The 23,535-nt window shown below is 73.5% G+C and carries 19 protein-coding genes; 11 read left to right on the top strand and 8 right to left on the bottom strand.

Annotated features, from left to right (window positions below):
• Positions 1–25: 25 nt before the first annotated feature.
• Both J7E88_RS08430 and J7E88_RS08425 read left to right on the top strand, forming a co-directional pair.
• Entirely contained in the window at positions 26–2,866 is a 2,841-nt protein-coding gene (locus J7E88_RS08430; RefSeq protein ID WP_215178830.1) for a PQQ-binding-like beta-propeller repeat protein, read from the top strand.
• A 164-nt stretch (positions 2,867–3,030) separates the two neighbouring features.
• Entirely contained in the window at positions 3,031–3,927 is an 897-nt protein-coding gene (locus tag J7E88_RS08425) for a hypothetical protein (RefSeq protein ID WP_215178828.1), read from the top strand.
• Between the two features lie 63 nt (positions 3,928–3,990).
• On the opposite strand, the gene J7E88_RS08420 is transcribed toward J7E88_RS08425, so the two are convergent.
• The 5 genes from J7E88_RS08420 to J7E88_RS08400 all read right to left on the bottom strand — a co-directional run bounded on the left by J7E88_RS08420 (position 3,991) and on the right by J7E88_RS08400 (position 10,771).
• Positions 3,991–5,235 (bottom strand): styrene monooxygenase/indole monooxygenase family protein, encoded by a 1,245-nt coding sequence (locus tag J7E88_RS08420; protein ID WP_215178826.1) that lies wholly within the window; start codon positions 5,233–5,235, stop codon positions 3,991–3,993.
• Positions 5,236–5,264: 29 nt separating this feature from the next.
• Positions 5,265–5,858: an ATP/GTP-binding protein gene (locus J7E88_RS08415; protein ID WP_215179004.1), complete on the bottom strand. Its 594-nt coding sequence runs from the start codon at positions 5,856–5,858 to the stop codon at positions 5,265–5,267.
• Between the two features lie 88 nt (positions 5,859–5,946).
• Positions 5,947–6,357, bottom strand: coding sequence for a DUF742 domain-containing protein (locus J7E88_RS08410; protein WP_215178823.1), 411 nt, complete (start codon positions 6,355–6,357; stop codon positions 5,947–5,949).
• On the bottom strand, positions 6,354–6,836 hold the full coding sequence (locus J7E88_RS08405) for a roadblock/LC7 domain-containing protein (protein ID WP_215178821.1): 483 nt from the start codon (positions 6,834–6,836) through the stop codon (positions 6,354–6,356). Before J7E88_RS08405 ends, J7E88_RS08410 begins: the two co-directional genes overlap by 4 nt.
• On the bottom strand, positions 6,833–10,771 hold the full coding sequence (locus J7E88_RS08400; protein ID WP_374196250.1) for a nitrate- and nitrite sensing domain-containing protein: 3,939 nt from the start codon (positions 10,769–10,771) through the stop codon (positions 6,833–6,835). Before J7E88_RS08400 ends, J7E88_RS08405 begins: the two co-directional genes overlap by 4 nt.
• Positions 10,772–11,137: 366 nt before the next feature.
• Here J7E88_RS08400 and J7E88_RS08395 point away from each other — a divergent pair, with 366 nt between their 5' ends.
• Complete coding sequence (locus J7E88_RS08395) at positions 11,138–11,926, top strand: hypothetical protein (protein ID WP_215178817.1); 789 nt, start codon at positions 11,138–11,140, stop codon at positions 11,924–11,926.
• A 170-nt stretch (positions 11,927–12,096) separates the two neighbouring features.
• On the opposite strand, the gene J7E88_RS08390 is transcribed toward J7E88_RS08395, so the two are convergent.
• On the bottom strand, positions 12,097–12,579 hold the full coding sequence (locus J7E88_RS08390) for a MarR family transcriptional regulator (protein WP_215178815.1): 483 nt from the start codon (positions 12,577–12,579) through the stop codon (positions 12,097–12,099).
• A gap of 231 nt (positions 12,580–12,810) precedes the next feature.
• Between J7E88_RS08390 and J7E88_RS08385 the strand changes: the two genes are divergently transcribed.
• Complete coding sequence (locus tag J7E88_RS08385; RefSeq protein ID WP_215178813.1) at positions 12,811–13,635, top strand: lysozyme; 825 nt, start codon at positions 12,811–12,813, stop codon at positions 13,633–13,635.
• A gap of 45 nt (positions 13,636–13,680) precedes the next feature.
• Here J7E88_RS08385 and J7E88_RS08380 read toward each other — a convergent pair whose 3' ends face one another.
• Positions 13,681–14,484, bottom strand: a complete 804-nt coding sequence (locus J7E88_RS08380; protein WP_215178811.1) for a pentapeptide repeat-containing protein — start codon at positions 14,482–14,484, stop codon at positions 13,681–13,683.
• A gap of 368 nt (positions 14,485–14,852) precedes the next feature.
• Entirely contained in the window at positions 14,853–17,264 is a 2,412-nt protein-coding gene (gene lon / locus J7E88_RS08375) for an endopeptidase La (protein ID WP_215178809.1), read from the bottom strand.
• Positions 17,265–17,426: 162 nt separating this feature from the next.
• On the opposite strand from lon, the gene J7E88_RS08370 reads away from it, so the two are divergent.
• The 7 genes from J7E88_RS08370 to J7E88_RS08340 all read left to right on the top strand — a co-directional run bounded on the left by J7E88_RS08370 (position 17,427) and on the right by J7E88_RS08340 (position 23,451).
• Positions 17,427–18,068 (top strand): GNAT family N-acetyltransferase, encoded by a 642-nt coding sequence (locus tag J7E88_RS08370; RefSeq protein WP_215178807.1) that lies wholly within the window; start codon positions 17,427–17,429, stop codon positions 18,066–18,068.
• Between the two features lie 158 nt (positions 18,069–18,226).
• Positions 18,227–18,784, top strand: coding sequence for an RNA polymerase sigma factor (locus J7E88_RS08365; RefSeq protein WP_215178805.1), 558 nt, complete (start codon positions 18,227–18,229; stop codon positions 18,782–18,784).
• Positions 18,781–19,773: a zf-HC2 domain-containing protein gene (locus J7E88_RS08360; RefSeq protein ID WP_215178804.1), complete on the top strand. Its 993-nt coding sequence runs from the start codon at positions 18,781–18,783 to the stop codon at positions 19,771–19,773. Before J7E88_RS08365 ends, J7E88_RS08360 begins: the two co-directional genes overlap by 4 nt.
• Positions 19,770–20,555 carry an ABC transporter ATP-binding protein gene (locus J7E88_RS08355; protein ID WP_308307411.1) on the top strand — a complete coding sequence of 262 codons (786 nt, stop codon included), beginning with the start codon at positions 19,770–19,772 and terminating at the stop codon, positions 20,553–20,555. Before J7E88_RS08360 ends, J7E88_RS08355 begins: the two co-directional genes overlap by 4 nt.
• Positions 20,552–21,922, top strand: a complete 1,371-nt coding sequence (locus J7E88_RS08350; RefSeq protein ID WP_215178803.1) for a hypothetical protein — start codon at positions 20,552–20,554, stop codon at positions 21,920–21,922. Before J7E88_RS08355 ends, J7E88_RS08350 begins: the two co-directional genes overlap by 4 nt.
• Complete coding sequence (locus J7E88_RS08345; protein ID WP_215178802.1) at positions 21,919–22,524, top strand: hypothetical protein; 606 nt, start codon at positions 21,919–21,921, stop codon at positions 22,522–22,524. Before J7E88_RS08350 ends, J7E88_RS08345 begins: the two co-directional genes overlap by 4 nt.
• A gap of 231 nt (positions 22,525–22,755) precedes the next feature.
• Positions 22,756–23,451, top strand: coding sequence for a spermidine synthase (locus J7E88_RS08340; protein ID WP_215178801.1), 696 nt, complete (start codon positions 22,756–22,758; stop codon positions 23,449–23,451).
• The last annotated feature ends 84 nt before the right edge of the window (positions 23,452–23,535 follow it).

The raw sequence follows: 23,535 nt of genomic DNA, 5'->3' as shown, positions 1-23,535 counted from the left end.
CCGTGTCACCAGGGGGGATGTCGCGATGGAGCCGCTGCAGCCGGACGATCCGGCCCGGATCGGTCCGTACCGCACGCTGGCCCGTGTGCGCGAGTCGGCCAGTTCGGTCCGCTTCCTGGCCCTCGGGCCGGACGGAGAGGCGACCGTGGTCGCGCTCGTCAGGCCCGAGCTGGCCGCCTCACGCGTGTTCCGGCGCCGTTTCCGGCACGAGACCCGCAGGACGGAGCAGCTGGCCGGGGGCTGGGTCCAGCCGGTCACGTCGGACGCGGACGGGCCGCTGCTGTGGACGGCGAGCGCGTACGTCCCCGCGCTGACCCTGCGGGAGGCGATCGCACTCGCCGGCCCGCTGTCCGAACGCACGGTACGGATCCTGGGCGCGGCGCTCGCCGAGACACTGTCCCGGGTGCACGCCACCGGCACGGTCCTGCACGGCCTCTCGCCCGACACGGTGCTGCTGGCGGCGGACGGCCCGCGTCTGACGGCGCTCGGCGCTCTCGGCGCCGCGGTCGTCGCTGAGGCGGACGCGGACGGCCAGCTGACGGTCAAGCTGGGCTATCTGACGCCGGAACAGGCCACGGGTGCCCAGCCCGGACCCGCGTCGGACATGTTCGTCCTCGGCCAGCTCCTGGCCTACGCGGCGACGGGTACGACCCCGCTCGCGGACGCGGACCGGATCACGCACGGCGAGCCGGAACTGGCCGGCGTGCCGGAGCAATTGCGCCCGGTCGTGGCCTCCTGCCTGGCGAAGCCCCCCGCCGAACGCCCCCTCGCCGGAAAGGTGGCGGCGGCCCTCGCCCTGGAGGGCGCGGCAGCCCTGGCCCGCGACGGCTGGCTCCCGGCCCCGGTGACGTCGGCGCTTGCGGCCCAGGAGGCGAAGGCAAGGACACTCGCCACGGGCAACGCGGACGCGGCGGGTACTCCGGGCGTGCGGTCCCCGGGTGGGGCGTCCGTGGGCGGCCCGGTCACGGGCGGGACCGGCTCAGGCCGCGCAGCCGAGGAGGCGGGCGGCACGACCGGCCCGACCACGGCCGGTGCAAGCCCGGTCCAGCCTGCCGCGGGGGCGGACGGCGCCGCCCACGCGGCCACACACCACCACCCCGCCGCAGGGAAACAAGGCGCCGCCCAGGCTGCCGCAGGCGCAGCCGACGGGGGCCACCCGGCAACGAGCGCGGGCCACCCCCACCACGACGCCGTCGGCGCAGCGAGCAGCGCCGACGAGGTGTATGGGACCGCTGCCGCAGGCGCACACCACCACCCCGCTGCGCGGGGAACGGGCGCCGCCCGGCCCACCGCGCTCGGAGCCAACACGCCCCACCCCGCCACGGGCCCGGGCAACCCCGCCCAACCCGCCGCGGGCGACGCGGGCGACACGGGCGACCTCGGGGATCGGGCCACCGTGCTCGTGCGGCGTCGTGGCGGGCCAGACGTGCGGGACACCACCCCCATGCCCGTGAGCGACCACACCGCGCCCGCGGTGCCGGCGCTGCCCGCAGTCGTGCCCTTCGCGGGCGGGACCGCGTCGCGGCCCGAGCAGGACACCGGCGTCGCGCGGCGAGGGCTGCTCGTAGCGGCGGCGGCAGGCGTCGCCGGGCTCGTCGTCGGGGGCGGGGCTGTGTACGCCCTCGGCGGCGACAGCGAGGACAAGGCCGGGACGGGCACCCCCGCGCCCGCCCCGCGGCCCAGGCGTATGGCCGGGCTCGCGCCCGATCCGCTGTGGCGGTACGAGCATCCGGCGGCCGGGGACGGTCCCGTCGGGGCAGCCGTGTGGCGCGACCGGCTGCTGCTGGTGACGGACGGCGAGCGGATGACCGGCGTCGATCTGCGCACCGGCCGCCGCCGGTGGGAGCTGGCGGAGGCGGCGTCCGCCTCCCGTCCCGTGCCGGTGGACACCACCTTCTGTCTCGTCGACACCGCCGACGACCTGCTGTGGGTGTCGGCGGAGGACGGCAGGACCGGCCACCGCGTGGCCAAGGCGACCCTGGCGCGGCCGGGCGAGAGCCTGACGATCGGGAACGTCATGGGAACCGACGGCTCCACCGTCTGGTTCACCGGCCATGTGCGCAAGACGGTCGAGAAGACCGTCAAGAAGCGCAAGAAGAAGGTGGACGTGCGCGAGACGTACGTGATCGCCTACGACCTCGCCGGGCGCAGACAGCTGTGGCGGGCCCGCGTACCCGACGGGCGTGCGCCGTACACCCCGCTGTACCAGCTGGTCGCGGCGCGCTCTGGAGAGGTGCTCGTACGGCAGGACGGCCACACCCTCACCCCCGCGCAGCGCAAGGCGGCGAGGAACAAGACCGTGCTGCTCGCCTTCGACCGCGGTACGGGCAAGCCGCTCGCGTCCGTTCCGCTCGGCGCGGTGGGCGCGACCGCCGCCGTCACCGGGGACGCCGCGGGCCGGCTCTACGCCGCGTCCGGCGGCGAGCTGCACGCGTACTCAGGGCCGGACGGCAAGCGGCAGTGGCGGGTCACCGCGGCCGACGCCCGCGGCGAGAACGAGGAGTTCGCCTTCGGTACGGCAGTACTCCGCGGCCCCAACCTGTACGCCGCCAACCGCTACCAGCAGGTATGCGCCGTCGACACGGCCACCGGCCGGCAGCTGTGGCGGCGCTCCACCGAGGCCCCGGTGTGGCGGGAGACGCCCTCGACGGTCCTGAGCACCAGCGGCCGCACCGTCCTGGCGGGTGATGCCGCGCAGCTCACCGCCTTCTCCGCGCGTGACGGCCGACGCCTGTGGAAGTTCCAGGAGGCGGGCGCCGCGGAGGCCGAGGAGCAGGCCGCGCCGCGCTACACGGCGATACCGGCCGGGGGCCGCCGGGTCCTCGCCCGCCGGGGATCCGTCTTCTACGCCCTGCCAGTGGACTGACGGACACCGCGGGGGCCCGTCGCCACGCCGCGCCGCGCGTGCACTGTGCCTCGACGGATGACCGTGTTGCGCCGATGCGACGACTCGGCGGGCCCACGCGGCGGCTGGGGCGCATGCTCAGGCCGTGGGGAGGACGGGCCGCCCCAGGAGGCGGAGGTGATGGTGTGTCAGACAGGCTGCTGCGTACGGTCTGCGCGGGGGCGCTCATCGCCGCGACAGCCGTCGCCGGGGTCCCGGCCGCCGCCGACCCCGTTCCCGATGGCGCACCGGGTGCCGTGGCGCCCGCTTCCGGCGGCACAACCGGTGCCATGGCGCCCGCTTCCGGCGGCGAGCCGGGCGGTGCCGTCGACCGGGTGCTCGGTGATCTCGGGGACGGTGTGGTCGAGGCGCTCGTCGGGCACGGCGGGCCCACGACAGGCGCAGGCGCGCCGGTCGGCGTGCAGGGGGTGCTGACGCAGCTTCGGGCTCAGTACCGGCAGGCGTCCGAGGCGGAGAGGACGTACCGGGTCACCGCACGGGCGCTCACGAAGCAGCGCGCCGAAACCGCACGACTCGGCCGCGAGCTCGCAGCGGCGCGCCGGGCGCTCGCCGTCGGTCGTGCCGAAGTCGGGCGGATCGCACGCCAGCAGTACCAGGGCACCTCGGAACTCTCCGCCTACCTGCGGCTGCTGCTCGCCCCCGATCCGGAACAGGCGCTGGACCAGGGATATGTGATCGAGCGGGCCGCCACCGGGCGGCTGGCGGCGATGTCCCGCCTTCAGGCCGTGGAGCGGCGGGCCCGGGAGCTGGCCGCCGCCTCACGTGCGGCCCTGGACACCCAACTCGCGCTGGCGGCAGGGCAACAGCACGTCCAGGCCACCGCGACCGCCCGGCTGAAGTCCGCCGCGGCGCTGCTCGCCACGTTCTCCCCCGAGGACGTCGCCGCTCTCGGATCCGCGCCGAAGGCCCCGCGGCCCCTGCCCGGCGGTGCTGCGGAAGGAACGGGCGGTACGAGCAGGACGGACGGCACCGCCGGTCCCGTGCCGCCGACCCCGCCTACCTCGCCGGCCCCGCCGGAATGACGGCGGGGAGGGGACGGGCAGGGGAGGGGACGGGACGACGGCGGCGGGCGAATGGGGACGCCGTCAGGAGCCCTGGGCGCCCGCGACCTCGGCCAGGTAGGCGCCGGCCTTCTCCGGATCGTAGAAGAAGTTCTCGAAGTCCGCCGGGTCGTTGAACCCGTTCGCGAACCGGTTCGCGACCGGCTGGAGCTGACCGGCCGCACCGATCAGGTTCAGCACGTGCTCCGGCGGGACTCCCAGCATCGCGTTGGTCCACTTGGTGACGTGCTGCGCCGTCTCCCAGTACCTGTCGAACGTCGCCTGCATCCATGCCTCGTCGAACGGCTTGTCGCCGTGCTCGGTGATCGAGGCGAGGTACGACGCCGCGCACTTGGCCGCCGAGTTGGATCCCTGGCCGGTGATCGGGTCGTTGGCCACGACCACGTCTGCCACGCCGAGGACCAGGCCACCGCCGGGCAGGCGGCCGATGGGGTTGCGCACGGTGGGGGCGTAACGGCCGGCGAGCGTGCCGGCCGCGTCGGTCAGCTCGACCTTCGTGGCCCGCGCGTACTCCCACGGCGTGTACTTCTCCATCAGCTCCAGCGTCAGGGCGAGATGCTCGGAGGGGTCCTTGACGCCCTGGAAGACGTCGAGCGGACCGCCGGGGACGCCCTCCCAGAAGAGGATGTCCGCGCGGCCCGACGTCGTCAGGGTCGGCATCACGAACAGCTCGCCGACGCCCGGCACCAGGTTGCAGCGCACCGCGTCGTAGTCGGGGTGCTCGGGGCGCGGGCCCAGGCCGTGGACGTAGGCGACGGCGAGCGCACGCTGCGGTTCGGCGTACGGGGAACGGGCGGCGTCCCGGCCGAACATGGAGACCAGTTCGCCCTTGCCGGCCGAGACCAGCACCAGGTCGTAGGTGCGGGAGAAGTAGTCCAGGTCGGACACGGCCGCACCGTGGATGACGAGCTGCCCGCCGCGCTGGGCGAACGTCTCCATCCAGCCGGCCATCTTGACGCGCTGGTCGACGGACTGGGCGTAGCCGTCGAGCCTGCCCACCCAGTCGACGGCACGGCTCGCGTCGGGCCCGGCCACCGAGACGCCGAGACCCTCGATCTTCGGGGCCTGCGTCTCCCAGAAGTTGATGCCCAGGTCCCGCTCGTGCTGGAGCGCGGTGTGGAACATGCACTGGGTGGACATGACCCGGCCGGACCGGATCTCGTCCGCCGTGCGGTTGGACATCAGGGTGACCTCGTAGCCCCGGGACTGGAGGCCGAGGGCGAGCTGCAGTCCGGACTGACCGGCACCGACTATGAGTATCTTCCGCATGAAGGGGTGCTCCGTAGATGTTCGGGAGGCTATTCGGGGGTGACTTCGAGGGCGTGGGCGACGAGCGCGAGCAGCGACTCGATGACCGTGACGCGATTGCGGGCGTCCATGATCACCACCGGCACGTGGGGCGGCACGGTGAGGGCCTCTCGTACGTCCTCGGCCTCGTAGGCGGTCGTTCCCTCGAAGTGGTTGACGGCGACGATGTAGGGCAGCCCGCAGCTATCGAAGTAGTCGAGCGCCGGGAAGCAGTCCGGCAGCCGCCGCGTGTCGGCCATCACGACGGCGCCGATCGCGCCGCGCACCAGGTCGTCCCACATGAACCAGAAGCGCTGCTGGCCGGGCGTGCCGAAGACGTAGAGCACCAGGTCGTCGTCGAGCGTGATGCGGCCGAAGTCCATCGCCACGGTCGTGGTGACCTTGTCGGGCGTGGCGGCGAGGTCGTCGGTGTCCTCGCTGGCCCGGGTCATCAGCGCCTCGGTCTTCAGCGGGGTTATCTCCGAGACCGAGCCGACGAAGGTCGTCTTGCCCACGCCGAAACCGCCCGCGACGACGATCTTGGTGGCGGTGGGGGCGCGGGTGGTGTCCAGCTCCCACGCCTGCAGGGTCTCTTCGGGCTGCACGGCGTCCCGCGGGCGCGGGTCCGCGGCCGCCGCGAGGGCGTCCTGCGCCTCCTGGTCCTGCGGGAGGTGGGGGCGTGCCAGGAGCGTGTCAGAGGCGGCGGAGTCCACTCAGCACCCTTTCGAGCAGCGCGCGGTCGGGCTGGCCGGTGCCGTGCCCGGTCCCGTACACACGGATCTTTCCCTGGTCGGCCAGGTCGCTGAGCAGCACCCGGACGACACCCAGCGGCATCTTCAGCAGCGCCGAGATCTCGGCGACGGTACGCATACGGCGGCACAGCTCGACGATCGCCCGCAGTTCGGGCATGACGCGCGTGGAGAGGTCGCCGCCGGGCAGCTCACGCCGCTCGGGCGCGGCCTCCAGAGCGGCGACGAACGTCTCGACGAGCAGCACATGACCGAAGCGGGTGCGGCCGCCGGTGAGCGAGTACGGGCGGACCCGGGCGGGCCTGCGCCCATGGCCGCGTACGGGGAGTGTGGAGGACGAAGCGGCGGCTGTCATCGGGTGCTCTCCATCGATTTGCGCAGCTCGCTGCGGACTTCGGGGGTGAGTACGTGTCCGGCGCGGCCGACGAACAGGGCCATGTGGTACGCGACGACGCTCATGTCGCAGTCTGGTGTGGCGTGCACGCCCAGCAGGGAGCCGTCGCTGATCGACATCACGAAGACGCTGCCCTCGTCCATCGCGACCATGGTCTGTTTCACCCCGCCGCCGTCCATCAGCCCGGCGGCGCCGACGGTGAGGCTGCCGATGCCGGAGACGATGGTGGCGAGGTCGGCGCTGGAACCGCGGGGGCCGTCACGGCGCGGGGACTCGGTCGGGGCGGTGTTCTGCGCGGGATCGGAGGAGAGCAGCAGCAGCCCGTCGGAAGAGACGACGGCGACCGAGCGGACCCCTGGCACCTCCTCCACGAGATTGCCCAACAACCACTGCAGATTACGGGCTTCGCTGCTCAGCCCGAATGTGCCGGTCGCAGTCAACTGCGTGCCTCCTCGACTGTGTCCCCCGCCTCTGTCTCCGTGTCCTGCTGGTCCGTTGTCCGGGTGTGGTCGGTCTGCGGCGCGTGCTGCTCGGTGAGCGCGGTCTGCTCGCTCTGCGCGATCTCGGCCTCGGCGTCGCGGCGGCCCTCCTGCGCACCGCGGTGGAACCCACCGAGCCGGCGCCGCAGCACCTCGGGGTCGACGCCCTTGGGGCGCTCCGCGGGCGCGGTCGGGGACGCGACGGTCTTGGGAGTCCGCTTGGGCAGGCCCTTGTCGGTGACGCGGTCCCAGGTGACGTCGCCGACGGCCGGGGCGTCGCTGTCGGACGGCTGCTCGGGCAGCCGCATCGCGAACGTCTCCTGGTCGATGGCGTCGGCCCGGGGTCCGCTGTCGGCGGTCTGCTCGTGCGCGTCCGGCGCGCGCTGCTCGTCCTGCGCGTCCTGCGCGTCCTGCGCGTCCTGCGCGTCCTGCGCGACTCCGGCGGCCCGGATGGCCCGCTCGGCGGCCACGACGAACGGGTCGACGGGGAGGGCGGGGTGGGCGGCGTCTGTGGGCTCGGGCTCGGCCAGGGGGCCGGCGTCGGCGTCGGCCGACGAAGCCACGGGCGCGACCGGGTCCGCGGGCGACACCGCGCCCGCGTGGGGCTCGCGGTCCGCGTGACCCGCCGGATCGGTACCGGCGAACAGCTCCGCCCGGCCGGACGGGTCGGCGTCGGCGGCGTCGGCCGACGAAGCCACGGGCGCGACCGGGTCCGTGTGGGGCGCGCGGGCCGCGTGATCCGCCGGGTCGGTGCCGGCGAACAGGTCCGCCTCGGCCGGCGACCCGGCCGCGTCGCCGTCGGCAAACGGGCGCGCCTGGGCCGCCACGTCGGCGAAGGCGGTGTCGGCCTCGGACGACGTGGCCTCGGACGTGGCCCGGTCCGCAGGCGCGGTGAGGCCTTCGACCGGCACCACGTCACCGTGGCCTGCACGGGTCGCGTGCTGCACCGGGTCGGTACCGGCGAACGGGTCCGCCGGGGCCTGCGATTCGATCTCGGCCGACGAGGCCGCAGGCGACACCGCGTCCGCGTCAGCCTCGCGGTCCACGTGACCCGCCGGGTCGGCGCCGGCCAACGGATCCGCGTCGGCCGGCAGGTGCGCGCCGGCGCTGTCGGCCGACGAGGCCGCAGGCGCAAGCGGGTCCGCGGGCGACACCGCGTCCGCGTGGGAGTCGCGGTCCACGTGACCCGCCGGGTCGGTACCGGCGAACAGGTCCGCCTCGGCCGGCGACCCGGCCGCGTCGCCGTCGGCAAACGGGTCCGCCTGGGCCGCCACGTCGGCGAAGGCGGTGTCGGCCTCGGACGGCGTGGCCTCGGGAGCGACCGGGTCCGCGGGCGACACCGCGTCCGTGTGGGGCGTGCGGGCCGCATGCTGCACCGGGTCGGTGTCGGCGAACGGGTCCTCTTCGGCCGGCGATGCGGCCTCGGCCACCACGGCCGCGTCAGCGGCGTCGGCCGCTGCCTCGGACGACGAGGCCGCGGGCACGGCCAAGTCCCCGGGTGCCGTGGCCGGCCGCGGCGAGGGGCGGCGGGAGCTCGGGGGAAGGGCGTTGGAATTCGCCTCCGCCGCCGAGCCCGGCAGGTTCAGCGTGGGGCCCGCGCCGGAGACCGGCGCCTGCTGGGACGCGGTGGCCGGCGGACCGTCCGGCAGCAGCGCCGCCGGGACGACGACCACCGCCGTGATCCCGCCCTGCTTGTGCTCGCGCAGCTGGATCCGTACGCCATGACGCGCGGCCAGCAGCGCGGCCACCCGCAGGCCGAGGCCCTGGGTCTCGCGGCCGGCCCCCGGCTCGTACGTCTCCGGGTTCTGCAGCCGGGCGTTGACCTCCTCGATACGCGCCTCGGTCATGCCGATGCCCGCGTCCTGGACGGACAGCATCACCTCGCCGCTCTCCAGCAGCCAGCCGGACATCTCGACCTGGGCGTCCGGCGGCGAGAAGGAGCTGGCGTTCTCCAGCAGTTCGGCGACCAGGTGGCTGAGGTCGTCGGCGGCGAAGCCGGCGACCTGGGCGTGCGGCGGCAGGGACTGGATGACGACCCGGTCGTAGCGTTCGATCTCGCTCACCGCGGCGCGCAGGACGTCGACGAGCGGTACGGGCCCGACGTGGCCCTGGCCGTGCTCGGCACCCGCCAGGACCAGCAGGTTCTCGCTGTGGCGGCGCATGACGGTGGCCATGTGGTCGAGCTTGAAGAGGGTGGCGAGCCGCTCGGGATCCTGCTCGCGCTCCTCCAGCTTCTCGATGACGCCCAGCTGGCGTTCGACGAGGCCGAGCGTGCGCAGCGAGAGGTTGACGAAAGTGTGGTGGACGGTGTGGCGCAGGCGTTCCAGCTCGGTGGTGAGCTGCGCGGTGCGCTCGCCCAGCTCGGTGCGGGCCTCGGCCAGCTCGGCGGCCAGACTCTCGCGCGTGCCGATGAGGTCGCCGCGCTCGCTGTCGAGGCGCTGGACGCGTGCGGCGAGGTCGCGCAGGCTGGCGTGCACGGTATTGAGGGACCGTACGACCTGGGCGAACTCGTCGTTGCGGCCGGTGAAGCGGACCGGCTCCTCGGTCTCGGGCGACTCGGCGACCCGGGCGGCGCCGATGCGCAGGACGGCGAGCGGGCGGGTGAGGGTGCGCGAGACGGCCGCGAGGACGCCGACGGTGACGACGAGCAGTCCGCCGAGCAGCGCGATGCGTACCTCGAGTGCGGTGACGTCGTCGTCGCGGAGCTGCTCGATGCGCGCGAGACGGTCGGCGACGAGCGCGGTCTCGGCGCCGCGCATCTGCTCGATGCGGGCGGTGAGCGCGGCCTCCAGCTTGGCGCGGTCGGTGTCGCGCTCCGAGTCGGAGAGCTTGGGCTGGTCGGTGAGGCGGGCGAGATAGCTCTCGGCGGTCGTGACCTCGGGACCGGTGACGGTGGCGGCCAGCTTGTCGCGGTCGTCCTTGTCGGCGGCCCGGTCGAACTCGGCGAGCGCGGCGAGTTCGCGGACGCGGGCCTGCTGGGCGGCGGCGCTGAGCGCGTTGCGGGTGCGGGCCTCGGCGCCGGAGTCCTCGGCCCGGGTCTGTACGGGCAGGCCCGTGACCGGATCGTAGGTCAGCCGGGTCTCGGGCTGCGGGACGGACAGCGCGGCGAGCAGCAGTCCGCGGGCGGCGGACGCCTGCTCCACGGCGAGGCCGAGCGCGGCGGGCGCACGGGTGGCCTCGGCGGCGCGCGGCGGGGTCTTCTCGGCGAGCTCGTCGGCGAGGGCCTGGAGCCGGTCGATGACCGCGGTGTAGGCGCGGTGCACCTCCATGGGGGTGCCCTCGCCGTTGAGGGCGGTGCGGCGCACGGTGGGCAGCGAGGCGAGCTCGCGGCGCAGTTCGGCGTATTCGTCGGGGACGTCGGCGGCGATCTCGTCGATCTGCCGGTCGACGCGGGCGCGGAGGCTCGCGGAAAGCTTCGGCCCCTCGTCGCTGCCCGCCGCTTCGTCCTGCGACCCGCCGTCCTGCGACCCGCCGTCCTTCACCGCGCCGCGGCCGGCGGCGACGTAGGCGGTGACCTCGTCGCGCTCGTCGGCGAGGGAATGGGCGAGGGTGACGGCCTGGCGGTCGAGCTCGGCGAGGGTGACGAGGCGTTGGGCCTCGGTCAGTTCCGCGGAGGTCGCGAGGACGCCGGGGGCTCCGGCGCCGACGACGACCAGGCCGACGACCGCGACCGCGGCGACGAGCCTGCTGCGTACGCGTGTGGGGCGCCCCGTGGGGGTCACCGTGTCCTGCGCGGGCGCGGGGCTCTGCGTGGGAAACGCGGGGTTCCCTTCCGGGGACGGGAGGGTTTCGCCCTGTTCCCGCGGGGGCAAGGACGCCGCCGGGGCCGGGACCTGGAGCTCGCCTGCCGTTCCAGTGGGCCTGCCGCCCTTGCCCCGAGGCCGCTTCTTCTGCACCGGTGCTCGCAATCTTGCTTGACTCGTCCACCCATGAAGCAGAGATGACGACCGGTCACGCGCGAAAGCCCCACCCCTGGTACGGCTTCCGACCATTCCAGTGCCTTTGGGAGGGAGGCGCGCATCGGCCGCTCCGCCACCCGAACGAGTGAACAACATGCTTGAGTTGGCGAACAACTCTCCGGAACACCGAAACTCGCGGAGCCCGGCGTGTGGGTTGGACCTCACGGGCACCCTTTGGCAGGATGCGCGCCCGCAGCTTCGCACAGCGGTCCATTTGGGTCGAAGCAACCGGTCTGACCTGCCGGTACGGGCCAATGGGCGCATCGCACGGGTTTGGTGGAGGAGTCATGCAGACTGAAGGTCATGCACATCGATCTCGCCACGACCGCGGGCAGCCCTGAACGTCTCAACGAGGACTGGGCCTCGGTGGCTCTGCCCGCGTCGGGCCAGGGCGGAACGCTGGTGGTACTGGACGGCGTGACTCCGCCCCAGGGCGACACGGGATGCGTGCACGGCGTTCCCTGGTTCACCGCCCGGCTCGGCGGCGCGCTGATCGAACTGTCCGGTTCGCGGCGTGATCTCCCTTTGGCGGACGTGCTCTCCGAGGCGATCCGCCGGACGGCGGCCGCCCACCGCGGCACCTGTGACCTTTCTCACGTGCGTACGCCGCAGGCGACGGTGGTCCTCGCGCGGTGGGGCGAACCGTCGGACGAGGTGGAGTACCTGGTGCTCTCCGACTCGACACTGCTGCTGGAGTCGGCCGACGGCTCGGTCCGCGCGGTGCTGGACGACCGACTCGACCGGTTGCCCCGCGAGGCGCTGCGCACGCACGCGTCGGCCGACGCGCTGCGTAATGCCGAGGGCGGGTTCTTCACGGCGGCGGCCGACCCGGCGGTGGCGGTGCGGGCGGTGACGGGCCGGGTCGCGCGCGTCGGGGTGCGGGCGTTGGGGGCGCTGACCGACGGCGCGTCCCGCTGGGTGGACATGTTCGCCGAGGGCGACTGGGCGGCGTGCGTGGACGTGCTGCGCAAGGAGGGGGCGCAGGCTCTGATCGACCGGGTGCGGGCGCTGGAGTCGGCGGCGGAGCCGCGTACGGGCGCGATCCGCTTCAAGCTGCACGACGACGCCACGGCGGTCTTCGTCGAGTTGTGAGGCGCGAGTTGTGAGGCGCGAACCGTGAACACGCGAGTTGTGAACCGGAGCGGCGGGGGCGGCGCTGCGGGGCCCGAGCGGTGGGGCCGCATGCGTGCCGAGCCGCGAGCCGAGCAGTGAGGGATGCCGGGCCTCTTCGCCCCGCGGGACCCTCGGCCTCCGAGGTCTCCTCAGCCCTCCGCGCGCGCGTTCAGGTGATGGAGCAGCCGGGCGAGTTCGGCGACCTCGCGGCGGTCCCAGCCGGCCAGCTTGTTCCGGTAGCGGCCGCGGCGGGCGTCGCGCACATGACGGAACCGTGCCACCCCTTCGTCCGTGAGCCGCACGAGGGAGGCTCGGCCGTCGGCGGGGTCGGGCTCCCGGGTGACAAGGCCCAGTTCTTCCAGGGCCCGCAGCTGCCGGCTCATGGTCGCCTTGCCGACCCCGAAGTAACCGGCGAGTTCCGTGGCGCGCTGCTGTCCGGTCTCCTCCAGGCGGACGAGCAGGCCGTAGGCGGCGGGTTCCAGGTCGGGGTGGACCTCGCGGGCCATCTCCCCGGACGAGGCCCTCGCGCGGCGCAGGAAAACAGACAACTCCCGCTCCAAGGCGAGGAATTCCTGGTCCACACCACTTCTGTCATTGGTGTCGGCTTCACTCGCCGTACCGCTTTCGTGCACGTCAGCACCCCTCGCGCGCTTTCCTGGTGATGAAAGTTTCTTCCCGCGTCCCACGTCGCCGCAGCTCGGCAAGTATTTCGCAGGCGTAGACCAACGGCGGCAACCCGGCCCCCTTCCACGGGGTGTTCTACGTGCGTAGCTTCGTTCATGGCATGTCCACACCATGCGTTTTCCGCCATGACATGTCGACACATCGTCAAAGCCCCTCACCGAGGTCTTCGGAGGCACGCTATGCCCGTGCACAGATCCGGAACGACCGGACGCAAGCGTCTCGCTGCGGCCGGCACTCTCCTCGCAGTCCTCGCCCTCCTGCTGGTCGCCCCGAGCTCCGCCGTGGCCGAACCCAAGCCCGAGCGCGGCTCCGCGCACATGGGCATGGGCGTGATCGCCCATGACGGTCAGGGCGGCCCCCCGGGCGACACCCGCGCCATCCAGACGGAAGGCGTCGACGTCTCCAGCCACCAGGGCAACGTCGACTGGGCCGCCCTGTGGAACAGCGGCGTCAAGTGGGCCTATGTGAAGGCAACGGAAGGCACGTACTACAAGAACACGTACTTCACCCAGCAGTACAACGGCTCCTACAACATCGGCATGATCAGGGGCTCGTACCACTTCGCCACCCCCGACACGGCGACGGGCGCCGCCCAGGCGGACTACTTCGTCAACAACGGCGGGGGCTGGTCCCGCGACGGCAAAACCCTGCCGGGCGCGCTGGACATCGAGTGGAACCCGTACGGCGCGGCATGCTACGGCAAGTCGCAGTCCGCGATGGTCACCTGGATCCGCGACTTCCTGAACCGCTACAAGTACCGGACCGGGCGGGACGCGGTCATCTACACGGCGACCAGCTGGTGGACCCAGTGCACCGGAAACTACGGCGGCTTCGGTTCCACCAACCCGCTGTGGATCGCCCGCTACAACACCACGCCCGGAACGCTCCCGGCCGGCTGGAGCTACTACACGATGTGGCAGTACACCTCGTCCGGGCCCATCGTCGGCGACCACAACAAGTTCAACGGCGCCTACGACCGCCTCCAGGCACTCGCCAACGGCTGAGCCCCGGCCCCCTTCCTGTCCCGTCCCGTCCCGCCGCGCCGGACGTCACGACCAGTGCGCGGGGCGGGTCAGCCCTTCCGGCAGGCGGGTGGCGCCGTCGCCGCGGGCCGCGTTCACCTGCGGCTGTGTGAGGAAGATGCTGCCGGTCAGATCCGCGCCGGAGAGGTCGGCGTCCCTCAGATCGGCCCCGATCAGATCGGCCTGCCGCAGATCGGCGCCCATGAGGTCGGCGGCGATGAGATACGCGCCGCGCAGGCTCACCCCGCGCAGATCCGCGCCGCGCAGCCGGGCGCCCATCAGGTCCGCGCCCCTGCGGTCCTTCTTCTTCCCGTCCTTGCCCACGCCCGCTCGGACGAGCTCGCTGGAACGCAGCAGCAGCACGTTGACGTTCTGGCGGTGAGCTTCGACGTCGAGTTCCAGCAGCGCGTCGGGGTCGAGGCGGGTCAGCCCGGTGACCGTCTCCCGCTGCCGGCGCAACGCCGGGTGCACCTCGCGCGCGGCCGGCAGCGTCAGCGCCTCCTCCACGTACCGGAGCAGCTCGTGGAGCCGGCGGACGACGGGGAACACCGCGAACATCTGCCGCGCGGTGTCCGGTGCCTGCCGCCAGTCCGTGCCGCCGTAGCTGACCTGGGAGACGTGCTGGCCGGCGCCGAAGCAGTCGTAGACGGTGCATCCCTGGAAGCCGCTCGTACGCAGCCGCTCATGGATGCCGCAGCCGAAGTCCGTCCGAAGGTTGCCACAGGGCTTTCCGGCGGGCTTGTCCACGGCGAAGTCGGCGGATGCGGAGAAGGGCAGTGCGACACAGCACAGCCCGAAGCAGTTGGAGCAGTCGGCCTGCAGGGCGGTCATCCGTCCATTGTGCGGGACATGCGGACATGGCAGGGACACGGCAGAGACCCGGTACGGACCCTGTTGTCGACGCGGCACGCATCCGGCACGCGCCCGCACGCGCCCGGCACGGACCCGGCGGTCGACCCGGCACGGGCACCGGCACGCATCCGGTACACGCACAGCGGTCGACCCGGCACGGGCACCGGCACCCATCCGGCACGCGCCCGCACGCGCCCGGCACGGACCCGGCGGTCGACCCGGCACGCATCCGGTACACGCACAGCGGTCGACCCGGCACGGGCACAGTACGGACCGGCAGGGACATGGACGGACCCGGCGGGGGACCACGTGGATCGCCTCCGCCGGGCCCGGACGCCGCCGTGCGGTCAGGCCGCGGCCGTCACCGGCACCTCCGCCGGGGAAAGCGCGAGCTCCAGCACCTGCCGGACGTCCGTGACGGGGTGGACCTCCAGCCCGTCGAGGATCTCGGCCGGCACATCGTCCAGATCGGCCTCGTTCCGCTTGGGGATCACGACGGTCGTGATGCCCGCGCGGTGCGCGGCCAGCAGCTTCTGCTTCACGCCCCCGATGGGAAGCACCCGACCGGTCAACGACACCTCACCGGTCATCGCCACGTCGGTGCGCACCAGGCGTCCGGAGAGCAGCGACGCGAGCGCCGTGGTCATCGTGACGCCCGCGCTCGGGCCGTCCTTGGGCACCGCGCCCGCCGGGAAGTGGATGTGCACGCCCCGGTCCTTGAGGTCGGCGACCGGCAGCTCCAGCTCGGCGCCGTGCGAGCGAAGGAAGCTCAGCGCGATCTGCGCGGACTCCTTCATCACGTCACCCAGCTGACCGGTCAGGGTCAGCCCGGCGGCACCGGTCTCCGGGTCGGCGAGCGAGGCCTCGACGAACAGGACGTCGCCGCCCGCGCCGGTCACCGCCAGCCCGGTGGCCACGCCGGGCACCGCGGTGCGGCGCTCGGCCGGGTCCTGGGCGGACTCGGGAACGTGATGCGGCCGTCCGATGAGCGCGCGCAGCTCACCGTCGGTGATGGTGAACGGCAGCTTCCGGTCGCCCAGTTCGTGCTGGGCCGCCACCTTGCGCAGCAGTCGCGCGATGGACCGCTCCAGGTTCCGTACGCCTGCCTCGCGGGTGTACTCCCCCGCCAGCTTGCGCAGCGCCGAGTCGTCCAGCGTCACCTCGCCGACCGCGAGCCCCGCCCGCTCCAACTGGCGCGGCACAAGGTGGTCCCGGGCGATGACGATCTTCTCGTCCTCGGTGTAGCCGTCGAGCCGGACGAGCTCCATCCGGTCGAGCAGCGCCTCCGGGATGGCCTCCAGCACGTTGGCGGTGGCGAGGAAGACGACATCGCTCAGATCGAGTTCGACCTCCAGGTAGTGGTCGCGGAAGGTGTGGTTCTGCGCGGGGTCGAGGACTTCGAGCAGGGCCGCGGCCGGGTCGCCGCGGAAGTCGGAGCCGACCTTGTCGATCTCGTCGAGCAGGACGACCGGGTTCATGGAACCGGCCTCCTTGATCGCGCGGACGATGCGGCCGGGCAGCGCGCCGACGTAGGTGCGCCGGTGGCCGCGGATCTCCGCCTCGTCCCGTACGCCGCCGAGCGCGACGCGCACGAACCTGCGGCCCATCGCGTGGGCCACGGACTCGCCGAGGCTGGTCTTGCCGACACCGGGCGGGCCGACGAGCGCGAGCACCGCGCCCCCGCGCCGCCCGCCGACCACGCCCAGCCCCCTGTCGGCCCGCCGCTTGCGCACCGCCAGGTACTCGGTGATCCGCTCCTTCACGTCCTGCAGACCCGCGTGCTCGGCGTCCAGGGTCGCCTTGGCGCCCTGAATGTCGTAGGCGTCCTCCGTGCGCTCGTTCCACGGCAGTTCGAGGACGGTGTCGAGCCAGGTGCGGATCCAGGAGCCCTCGGGGCTCTGGTCGCTGGCCCGCTCCAGCTTCTCGACCTCCTTGAGCGCGGCTTCCCTGACCTTCTCCGGCAGGTCGGCCGCCTCGACGCGGGCGCGGTAGTCGTCGGACTCGTCGTCGCCGTCCTGGCCGTTGAGCTCGCGCAGCTCCTTGCGCACGGCTTCGAGCTGACGGCGCAGCAGGAACTCGCGCTGCTGCTTGTCGACGCCTTCCTGGACGTCCTTGGCGATGGACTCGGCGACGTCCTGCTCGGCGAGGTGGTCGCGCAGCTGCTCCGTGGCGAGCTTGAGACGGGCCACTGGATCGGTGGTCTCCAGCAGCTCGATCTTCTGAGCGGTGGTCAGGAACGGTGAGTAGCCGGAGTTGTCGGCGAGCTGCGAGATGCCGTCGATCTGCTGCACGCGGTCGACGACCTGCCAGGCACCGCGCCTCTTCAGCCAGTCGGTGGCCAGCGCCTTGTACTCCTTGACCAGCTCCGTGACGGCGCCGGGCAGCGGGTCGGGAACGGTCTCCTCCACCACGGCACCCTCGACCCAGAGAGCCGCGCCGGGACCGGTGGTGCCGGCGCCGATGCGGACGCGGCCGACGCCCCGGATGAGTGCGCCGGGGTCGCCGTCGGAGAGCCGGCCGACCTGCTCGACCGTGCCGAGCACACCGGTCGCGGCGTATGTGCCGTCGATACGGGGAACGAGCAGCACCTTCGGCTTGTTGCCGGAGGGACGGGCGGCAGCCTGGGCGGCCTCCACCGCGGCCCGTACTTCGGTGTCGGACAGGTCGAGCGGCACGACCATGCCGGGCAGTACGACCTCGTCGTCGAGCGGCAGGACGGGCAGTGTGAGCGGTGAGTGAGCCGTGACATCGGCAGCCATGATCTCCCCTTAGGCAGTCAAGTTGAGCTGTACCGACTCAATGCATATGAGCCCCACAATGTTCCCCGAAGGCTGTTCGCTCAGAGCGATCACCCTGCCGCACCGAGGAAGGCGCTCCGCCGGGCCTGGCGCCTGCGCCAATCGCCCTGTGTAAATAGCCCCATGCAGACATCAGTCATTACAGCCGCCTGGGTCCGCGGCTGGGTCGTGTCCCGAGGCGCGGCCGAACCCGTCGTCAGACCCTGGGGGTTCACGGTCGACGTCGGCCAGGTCGGGCACGCCACCCGGCACGTCCTGACGGCCGACGACGAGGCCACCGTGCGCAAGGTCGCCGCCGAGGTCGCCGCACCGACAGTGTGGCTCAAGGTCTTCGCCGAGCCGGAGGACGTCGTCGAATGGGCCGGCCCCGACTGGCGGGCCGGCGGGCCCGGCTGGCTGATGCACACCCGGCTGCGGCCGACGCCGGCCCCCGAGGTGCCTGACGGCTACACGCTCAAGAGCTGGAGCCGCGGCGGCGTGACCCGGCTCCTGGTCGTCGCGTCCGACGGTTCGTTCGCCGCACGCGGCCAGATCGCGCCCACCGGGGACACCGCGGTCGTCGACCAGATCGAGACGGCGGCCGAGCACCGGCGCAAGGGCCTCGGGCGGCTCGTGATGCACACCCTTCAGGGCGCCGCGCTGGAGCAGGGCGCGACGACCGGCGTCCTGGGCTGCACCCCCGACGGCCGGGCGCTGTACGAATCGCTCGGCTGGCAGGTGCAGGCCCCGCTGGTCAGCCTGTTCCACGCGCCGTCCGGCGAGTGACCGGCACGCGGGCAACTCTCGGAAGGGTCCGGTCCGGACACCAGCGCTGACGGGCGCCCGCGCTCCGGGGCCGTCGCCTCACGCACGCGGCGAGCGGCCCGGAGAACAGAGCGTGAACCGGCGGCCCGTCCCGGGGCGATAGGGAAGACGTGAGACCGATGAGCCCCTCGGGGGGAGAGCGGGAGGACGCGGCGCTGCTGCGCGCGGTCGCCCGCGGGGACACGGAGGCGCTCGGCGTGCTCCACGACCGGCACGCCGGCTGGCTGCACGCCCGCCTCTCGCGTCGCTGCGCCGATCCGGAGACGGTGCGGGAGGTGCTCCAGGACACGTTCGTGACCGTGTGGCGCTCGGCCGCCTCCCATCGCGGAGGCGAGGCCGGTGGCTGGCTGTGGGTAATCGCCGCACGCCGCCTGGTCGATGCCCAGCGCGCACGGGCCCGCCACGAACGCGTCGTCCACGAGCCGGCCGGGGTCGTGCCGTCGGCGGAGGAGCGCGTACTGGCCGAGCTGGAGTACGGGGACGTGGGCACGGCCATGGCACGGATCTCGCCGGAGCTGCGGGAGGTGCTGCGGGCGACGGTGGTCGATGGGCTGACGACCCGGGAGGCGGCGCGGCTGCTCGGAATACCGGAGGGCACGGTCAAGACCCGCGCCCTGCGGGCCCGCCGCGAACTGCGGGCGGCCCTGGGTCGGCCTGCGTGGGGAGGTACGGCGTGAACGCCGTCATCTGGCATGTCACCGATGAGCTCGCGTCCCAGTACGCCTCGGGGGCGATTCCCGAGCCGGACGCCTGGTCGCTGGAGAAGCACATCGAGTCGTGCACGCCGTGCGCGTCCCGCGTCTCGGCGGCGGTCCGCGCAGGAACGGTGGGTCCGCTGCTGGCGGAGCTACGGACGGCGCTCGTCGCGGCGGCCGCCGCCGAGCCGGTCCGCAGCCCTCTGACGGCCCGGTTGCGCGGCCGGGGCAGGCGGACGGAGCCGTACGCCGCCGGGCAGGTCCCCCTGGCACGGGCCGGGGGGCGGATCCGGCAGGCGCGGGCCGCCGGGCGGGTCCCCCGGGCATGGACCGGCCGGCGGATCCAGCAGGCGTGGCCCGCCGTCCGGCGCCTGCGGTCCGTGGGACCGGGGTTGCACCGCGCCTGGGTCGTCGCGCTGCTGCTCGTCGGCGCGGGGGCGCTCGCGCTCGGGTACGGGGCCGGCTACGAGGCCGCGCGGCCGCTGCTGCTGCTCGTCGCGCCGCTGGTTCCGGTCGCCGGGGTCGGGCTGTCGTACGGCAGGCACACGGACCCGCTGTACGAGATCGCTGTCTCCACGCCGTCCGGCGGGCTCCGGCTACTGCTGACGCGCACCGCCGTCGTGCTCGCGGCCGGCGTCCCGCTGCTCACCGCGATCGGTGCCCTGCTGCCGCCCGGTTCGGGAGGGCCCGGCGCGGCGGCGTGGCTGCTGCCCGGCATCGCACTGACCCTCGCGGCTCTGGCGCTCGGCTCGTACGTCGGCTGCCGCACGGCCGCCGCGGCCCTGGCGGCCGGCTGGCTGGCCGTCGTCGTCGCTCCCGTCCTGGCGGCGATGCCGCCGGAGATCGCCGACCGCCTCGCGCACGTCGTGGGCGGACCGACCGCACAGAGCGCCTGGGGCGGTGCGGCCGTGCTCTGCGCGGCGCTTCTCGCTCTGCGCCGTTCGTCATTCGACCACCTGGAGAAGATGTGAGCACCGCAAGCAGGGCAGAGGTGGCGGGCCTGACGGTCCGGCACCGCAGAACCGTCGCGCTGGACGCCGTCGATCTCTCGTTCGGAACCGGTGTGCACGGTCTGCTGGGCCCGAACGGAGCGGGCAAGACCTCGCTGATCCGGGTCCTGGCGACCGTCGCCGCCCCCTCCGGCGGGCGGGTGGCGCTGCTGGGACGTGACGTTTCGGGCCACCGCGAGCGCGCCGAGGTCCGGCGCGGGCTGGGCTATCTGCCGCAGGACTTCGGTTACTACCCGGGCTTCACGGTGCGCGAGTTCGTGGCCTACGTGGCCTGGCTGAAGGAGATGCGTACCGAGGCCGTGCCGGCCGCGGTGGAACGCGCCGTGGAGCGGGTTGGCCTCGGCGACCGCATCGACGCCAAGATGAAAACGCTGTCCGGCGGCATGTTGCGCCGTGCCGGCATCGCACAGGCGATCGTGAACGAACCGGAACTGCTGCTGCTCGACGAGCCGACCGCCGGTCTGGATCCGGAGCAGCGCGTCGAGTTCAGGGCACTGCTCCGGGGGCTCGGCACCAGTGCCACCGTGATCGTCTCCACCCATCTGGTGGAGGACGTGGCGGCGGCCTGCTCGGAGGTGACCCTGATCGAGTCCGGTCGGCTCGCCTTCCGCGGCACCACCGCGGAACTGACCTCCCTCGGCAAGGACTCCGGCGCGGACGAGGACGGCGACAATCCCATCGAGCGCGGCTACACAGCCGCTCTCCGCAGCCACCGCGCCGCCCGGGCGGAGGTACGCCGATGACGACCACGGCCACGCCGCCCGCGGCCACGGCCGCCGCCGCGCGGCCCGCGCCGCATCCGTTCCGCAGCGAGCTGCTGCGCGGCTCCGCGCCCTGGACAGGCCTCGCCGTCGCTGTCACGCTCTCGATCGCTCTCGCGGGCAAGGCGTCGCAGTGGCAGGGAAGTTGGGAGGAGACCCAGGCGCTGCTGCACACAGCGGGCGCGCTGCTGGGCGGTCCTCTCGCGGCCGCGGCAGGCTGCTGGCAGGGCGGCAGGGAGCGGCGGCGGCGCACGGACGAGCTGCGCGCATCGGCCGCGCGCGCCCCGCTCGCCCAGTTCCTGACGGCCTCGCTGCCCACGGCGGGGTGGAACGTGGCGGGCTACGGCGTCGTGGCGGCGGGAACGCTGGCCGCCACCTGGCCTTACACGTCCGCGGGCCGTCCGCTGATCGCCCCGATCCTCATGGACGCCGCCTTCCTGGCTGCCATGACGCTGCTGGGGCACGTCGTGGGGCGGCTGGTGGCGTGGCGGGCGGCCGCACCGGCGCTCGCCGTGTGCTGCTACGTCCTCCTCGGCATACCGTCCTACGGGACGAGCGGGGCGCGCCACCTCAGCCCGGCGTCAGCGGAGGCGATGGGCGAAATGATTCCCGTGTGGTGGCAGCCCCTGGCCGCGATCGCGTGGACGGGCGGCCTGGCGGCCGCCGCGGTGCTCGCGTACGCGGCCCGCCGCCGGTCCACCGCGCTGCTGCCGCTCGCAGCCGCGGCCGTCGCGGGGGTCGTCATCGCGCAGACCGGTGACGGCATGTGGCGCCCCCACCCCCTCGCGCAGCGCCAGGTGTGCGACACGTCGGTACGCCCGCACATCTGCGTCAACGCGCTCCGTTCCGGTCTGCTCCCCGAGGTCAGGAACGCCCTGGCTCCGCTCCAGGAGCGCCTCGAAGGGGTCGACAACCTTCCCGTGCGCTTCGAGGACCTGGTCGGGGAGCCCGGGCCGGACGAGGCACAACTGCCCATGTTGACCCCGCTGGGCTGGATCGTCGTGCGCGGCGAGTTGACCGACCCCGAGCAGTACGCATGGGAGGGGGCAGCGGCGATCACGGGCAGCCACGACGCCTGCGACGCGCGCGCCGAGGACGAGCGGGCCCGCCGGGTCGACATGGCGGTCACCGACTGGCTGGCGCCGGTTCCCGTGCGGCAGACCGGCGAGCGGGACATCTTGGAGTTGGCCGGTGAGGCGGGCGACGAGGTCGCGATCGCGCGTGTCGGGGCGGACCGGGCGGCCCGGGCCCGCTTGGCCGCCATGCCGGACGACGCCCGCCGCGACTGGCTGTCCCGCTACTTCGCCACCGTCCACAACTGCGATCCGAAGGAGGTGCCGGTCCTGTGACCGCCTTCTGCTCCCGCCCGGCCGGAGCGCTCCTGCTCGCGCGCTCGCGCGCCGTCCCGCTCGCCCTCGCCTCGCTGGCCGCCGTCGCCGTGCTGGCGGTCTGGGCGGCGTACGGGCTGGACGCCCATCTCGATCCCGGACGTCTCGTCCCGGTGGTCGCGCTCGCCCCTCTGATGGCCGCCGCGGTGATCGGCACGGGCCTGCACACACCGATGCAGGAACTGGAGCGTGCCGCGGTACGCCCCTGGTGGCCGAGGCGTCTCGTCCAGTCGGCCGGTCTCACGGCCTTCGCCTCGGCGCTGCTCGCGCTCGCGGTCATCTTCGACGACGGCACGTTCGGCCCTGCGGCCATGGTCCGCAACATCCTGGGGGCCGTCGGGGTCACGGCGGCCGCGTCCGCCGTGATCGGCGCGCGCCTCAGCTGGCTGCCCGCGTTCGCCTACCTCAGCGCGGTCTATCTGGGCGCGCCCAGGGCGCACGGCGGTGCGGCGCAGGTCTGGGCCTGGCCGATGCAGCCCGGAGACCTGCCCGGCGCGTGGGCGACGGCCCTCGCCGCCTTCGTGCTCGGCGTCACCCTCCACGCCTGCCGCGGCCCCGCCTGACCGCCGCCCCGGCCGACCCCAGGTGCGGCCGGGCCCGCGGCCGGGTAACCGCCGCGGACGCGGTCCCACCACCCGCGCCGGCCGCAACCCGGCGCCTCCCGCCCGCGGGGCCGGGGCCCGGCCGCAACGGGGCCCCGGGGCGACCCGAAACAGGTTTGTCCCGCCCCCGGCGGCCCGACAAAATGGCGGTGATCCCTGTCGTCATTCGCCCGCCGTCCGGAGGTCACCACGATGCCGTTCCCCGTCAGCGACGCCACCGTCACCCTGGACCGGCGCATGGGGCCCTACGGGGAGGTCGTGCTGCGCAGACGTGGTGACGGAGACGCGGCGGTGCACGAGATCATCGCCAACGGGTGCTTCCTGATGGACACCTCCGACGGGCGCTCCGAGCGGCTGCTGATCGACGCCGCGTACGACGCCGTGACCACCGGCAACGTCGCGCCCAGTGTCCTCATCGGCGGTCTCGGGGTCGGTTTCTCCCTGGCCCGCGCCGCCGCGAACAGGGCCTGGCGGCGGATCGCGGTCGTCGAGCGCGAGCAGGCGATCATCGACTGGCACCGGTCGGGGCCGCTCGCCGCGATCTCCGGTGAGGCCCTCGCCGATCCACGCTGCGTGATCCTTCACACGAACCTCGTGACATATCTGCGGACCACGGACGACCAGTACGACGCACTGTGTCTGGACATCGACAACGGGCCCGACTGGACGGTCACCGAGGACAACGGCGAGCTGTACTCCCCTGCCGGACTCGCCGCCTGTCAGGGGGCGTTGAGGCCCGGGGGCGTACTCGCCGTGTGGTCCGCACAGCCCTCCGCCGCATTCGAGGATGCGTTGCGGAATGCCGGATTCACCGGGGTAAGAACCGAAGAGATCCGCCTTGCCCGAGGAGTACCGGACGTGGTCCACCTCGCTGTTCGCCCTGCGTAGCCGGGACCCCTTCGATGCCCTTACGCTGCTGGGACACACACGGGATCTACCTCGATCCGGATTCCGTGCAGCTAGCGGTGAAAC

This window comes from Streptomyces sp. ISL-10 (assembly GCF_018614575.1).
In the GTDB taxonomy this organism is placed as follows: Bacteria; Actinomycetota; Actinomycetes; order Streptomycetales; family Streptomycetaceae; genus Streptomyces.
The sequence above is the reverse complement of the archived record's forward strand: the minus strand, read 5'-3'. Positions and strand labels throughout refer to the sequence as shown.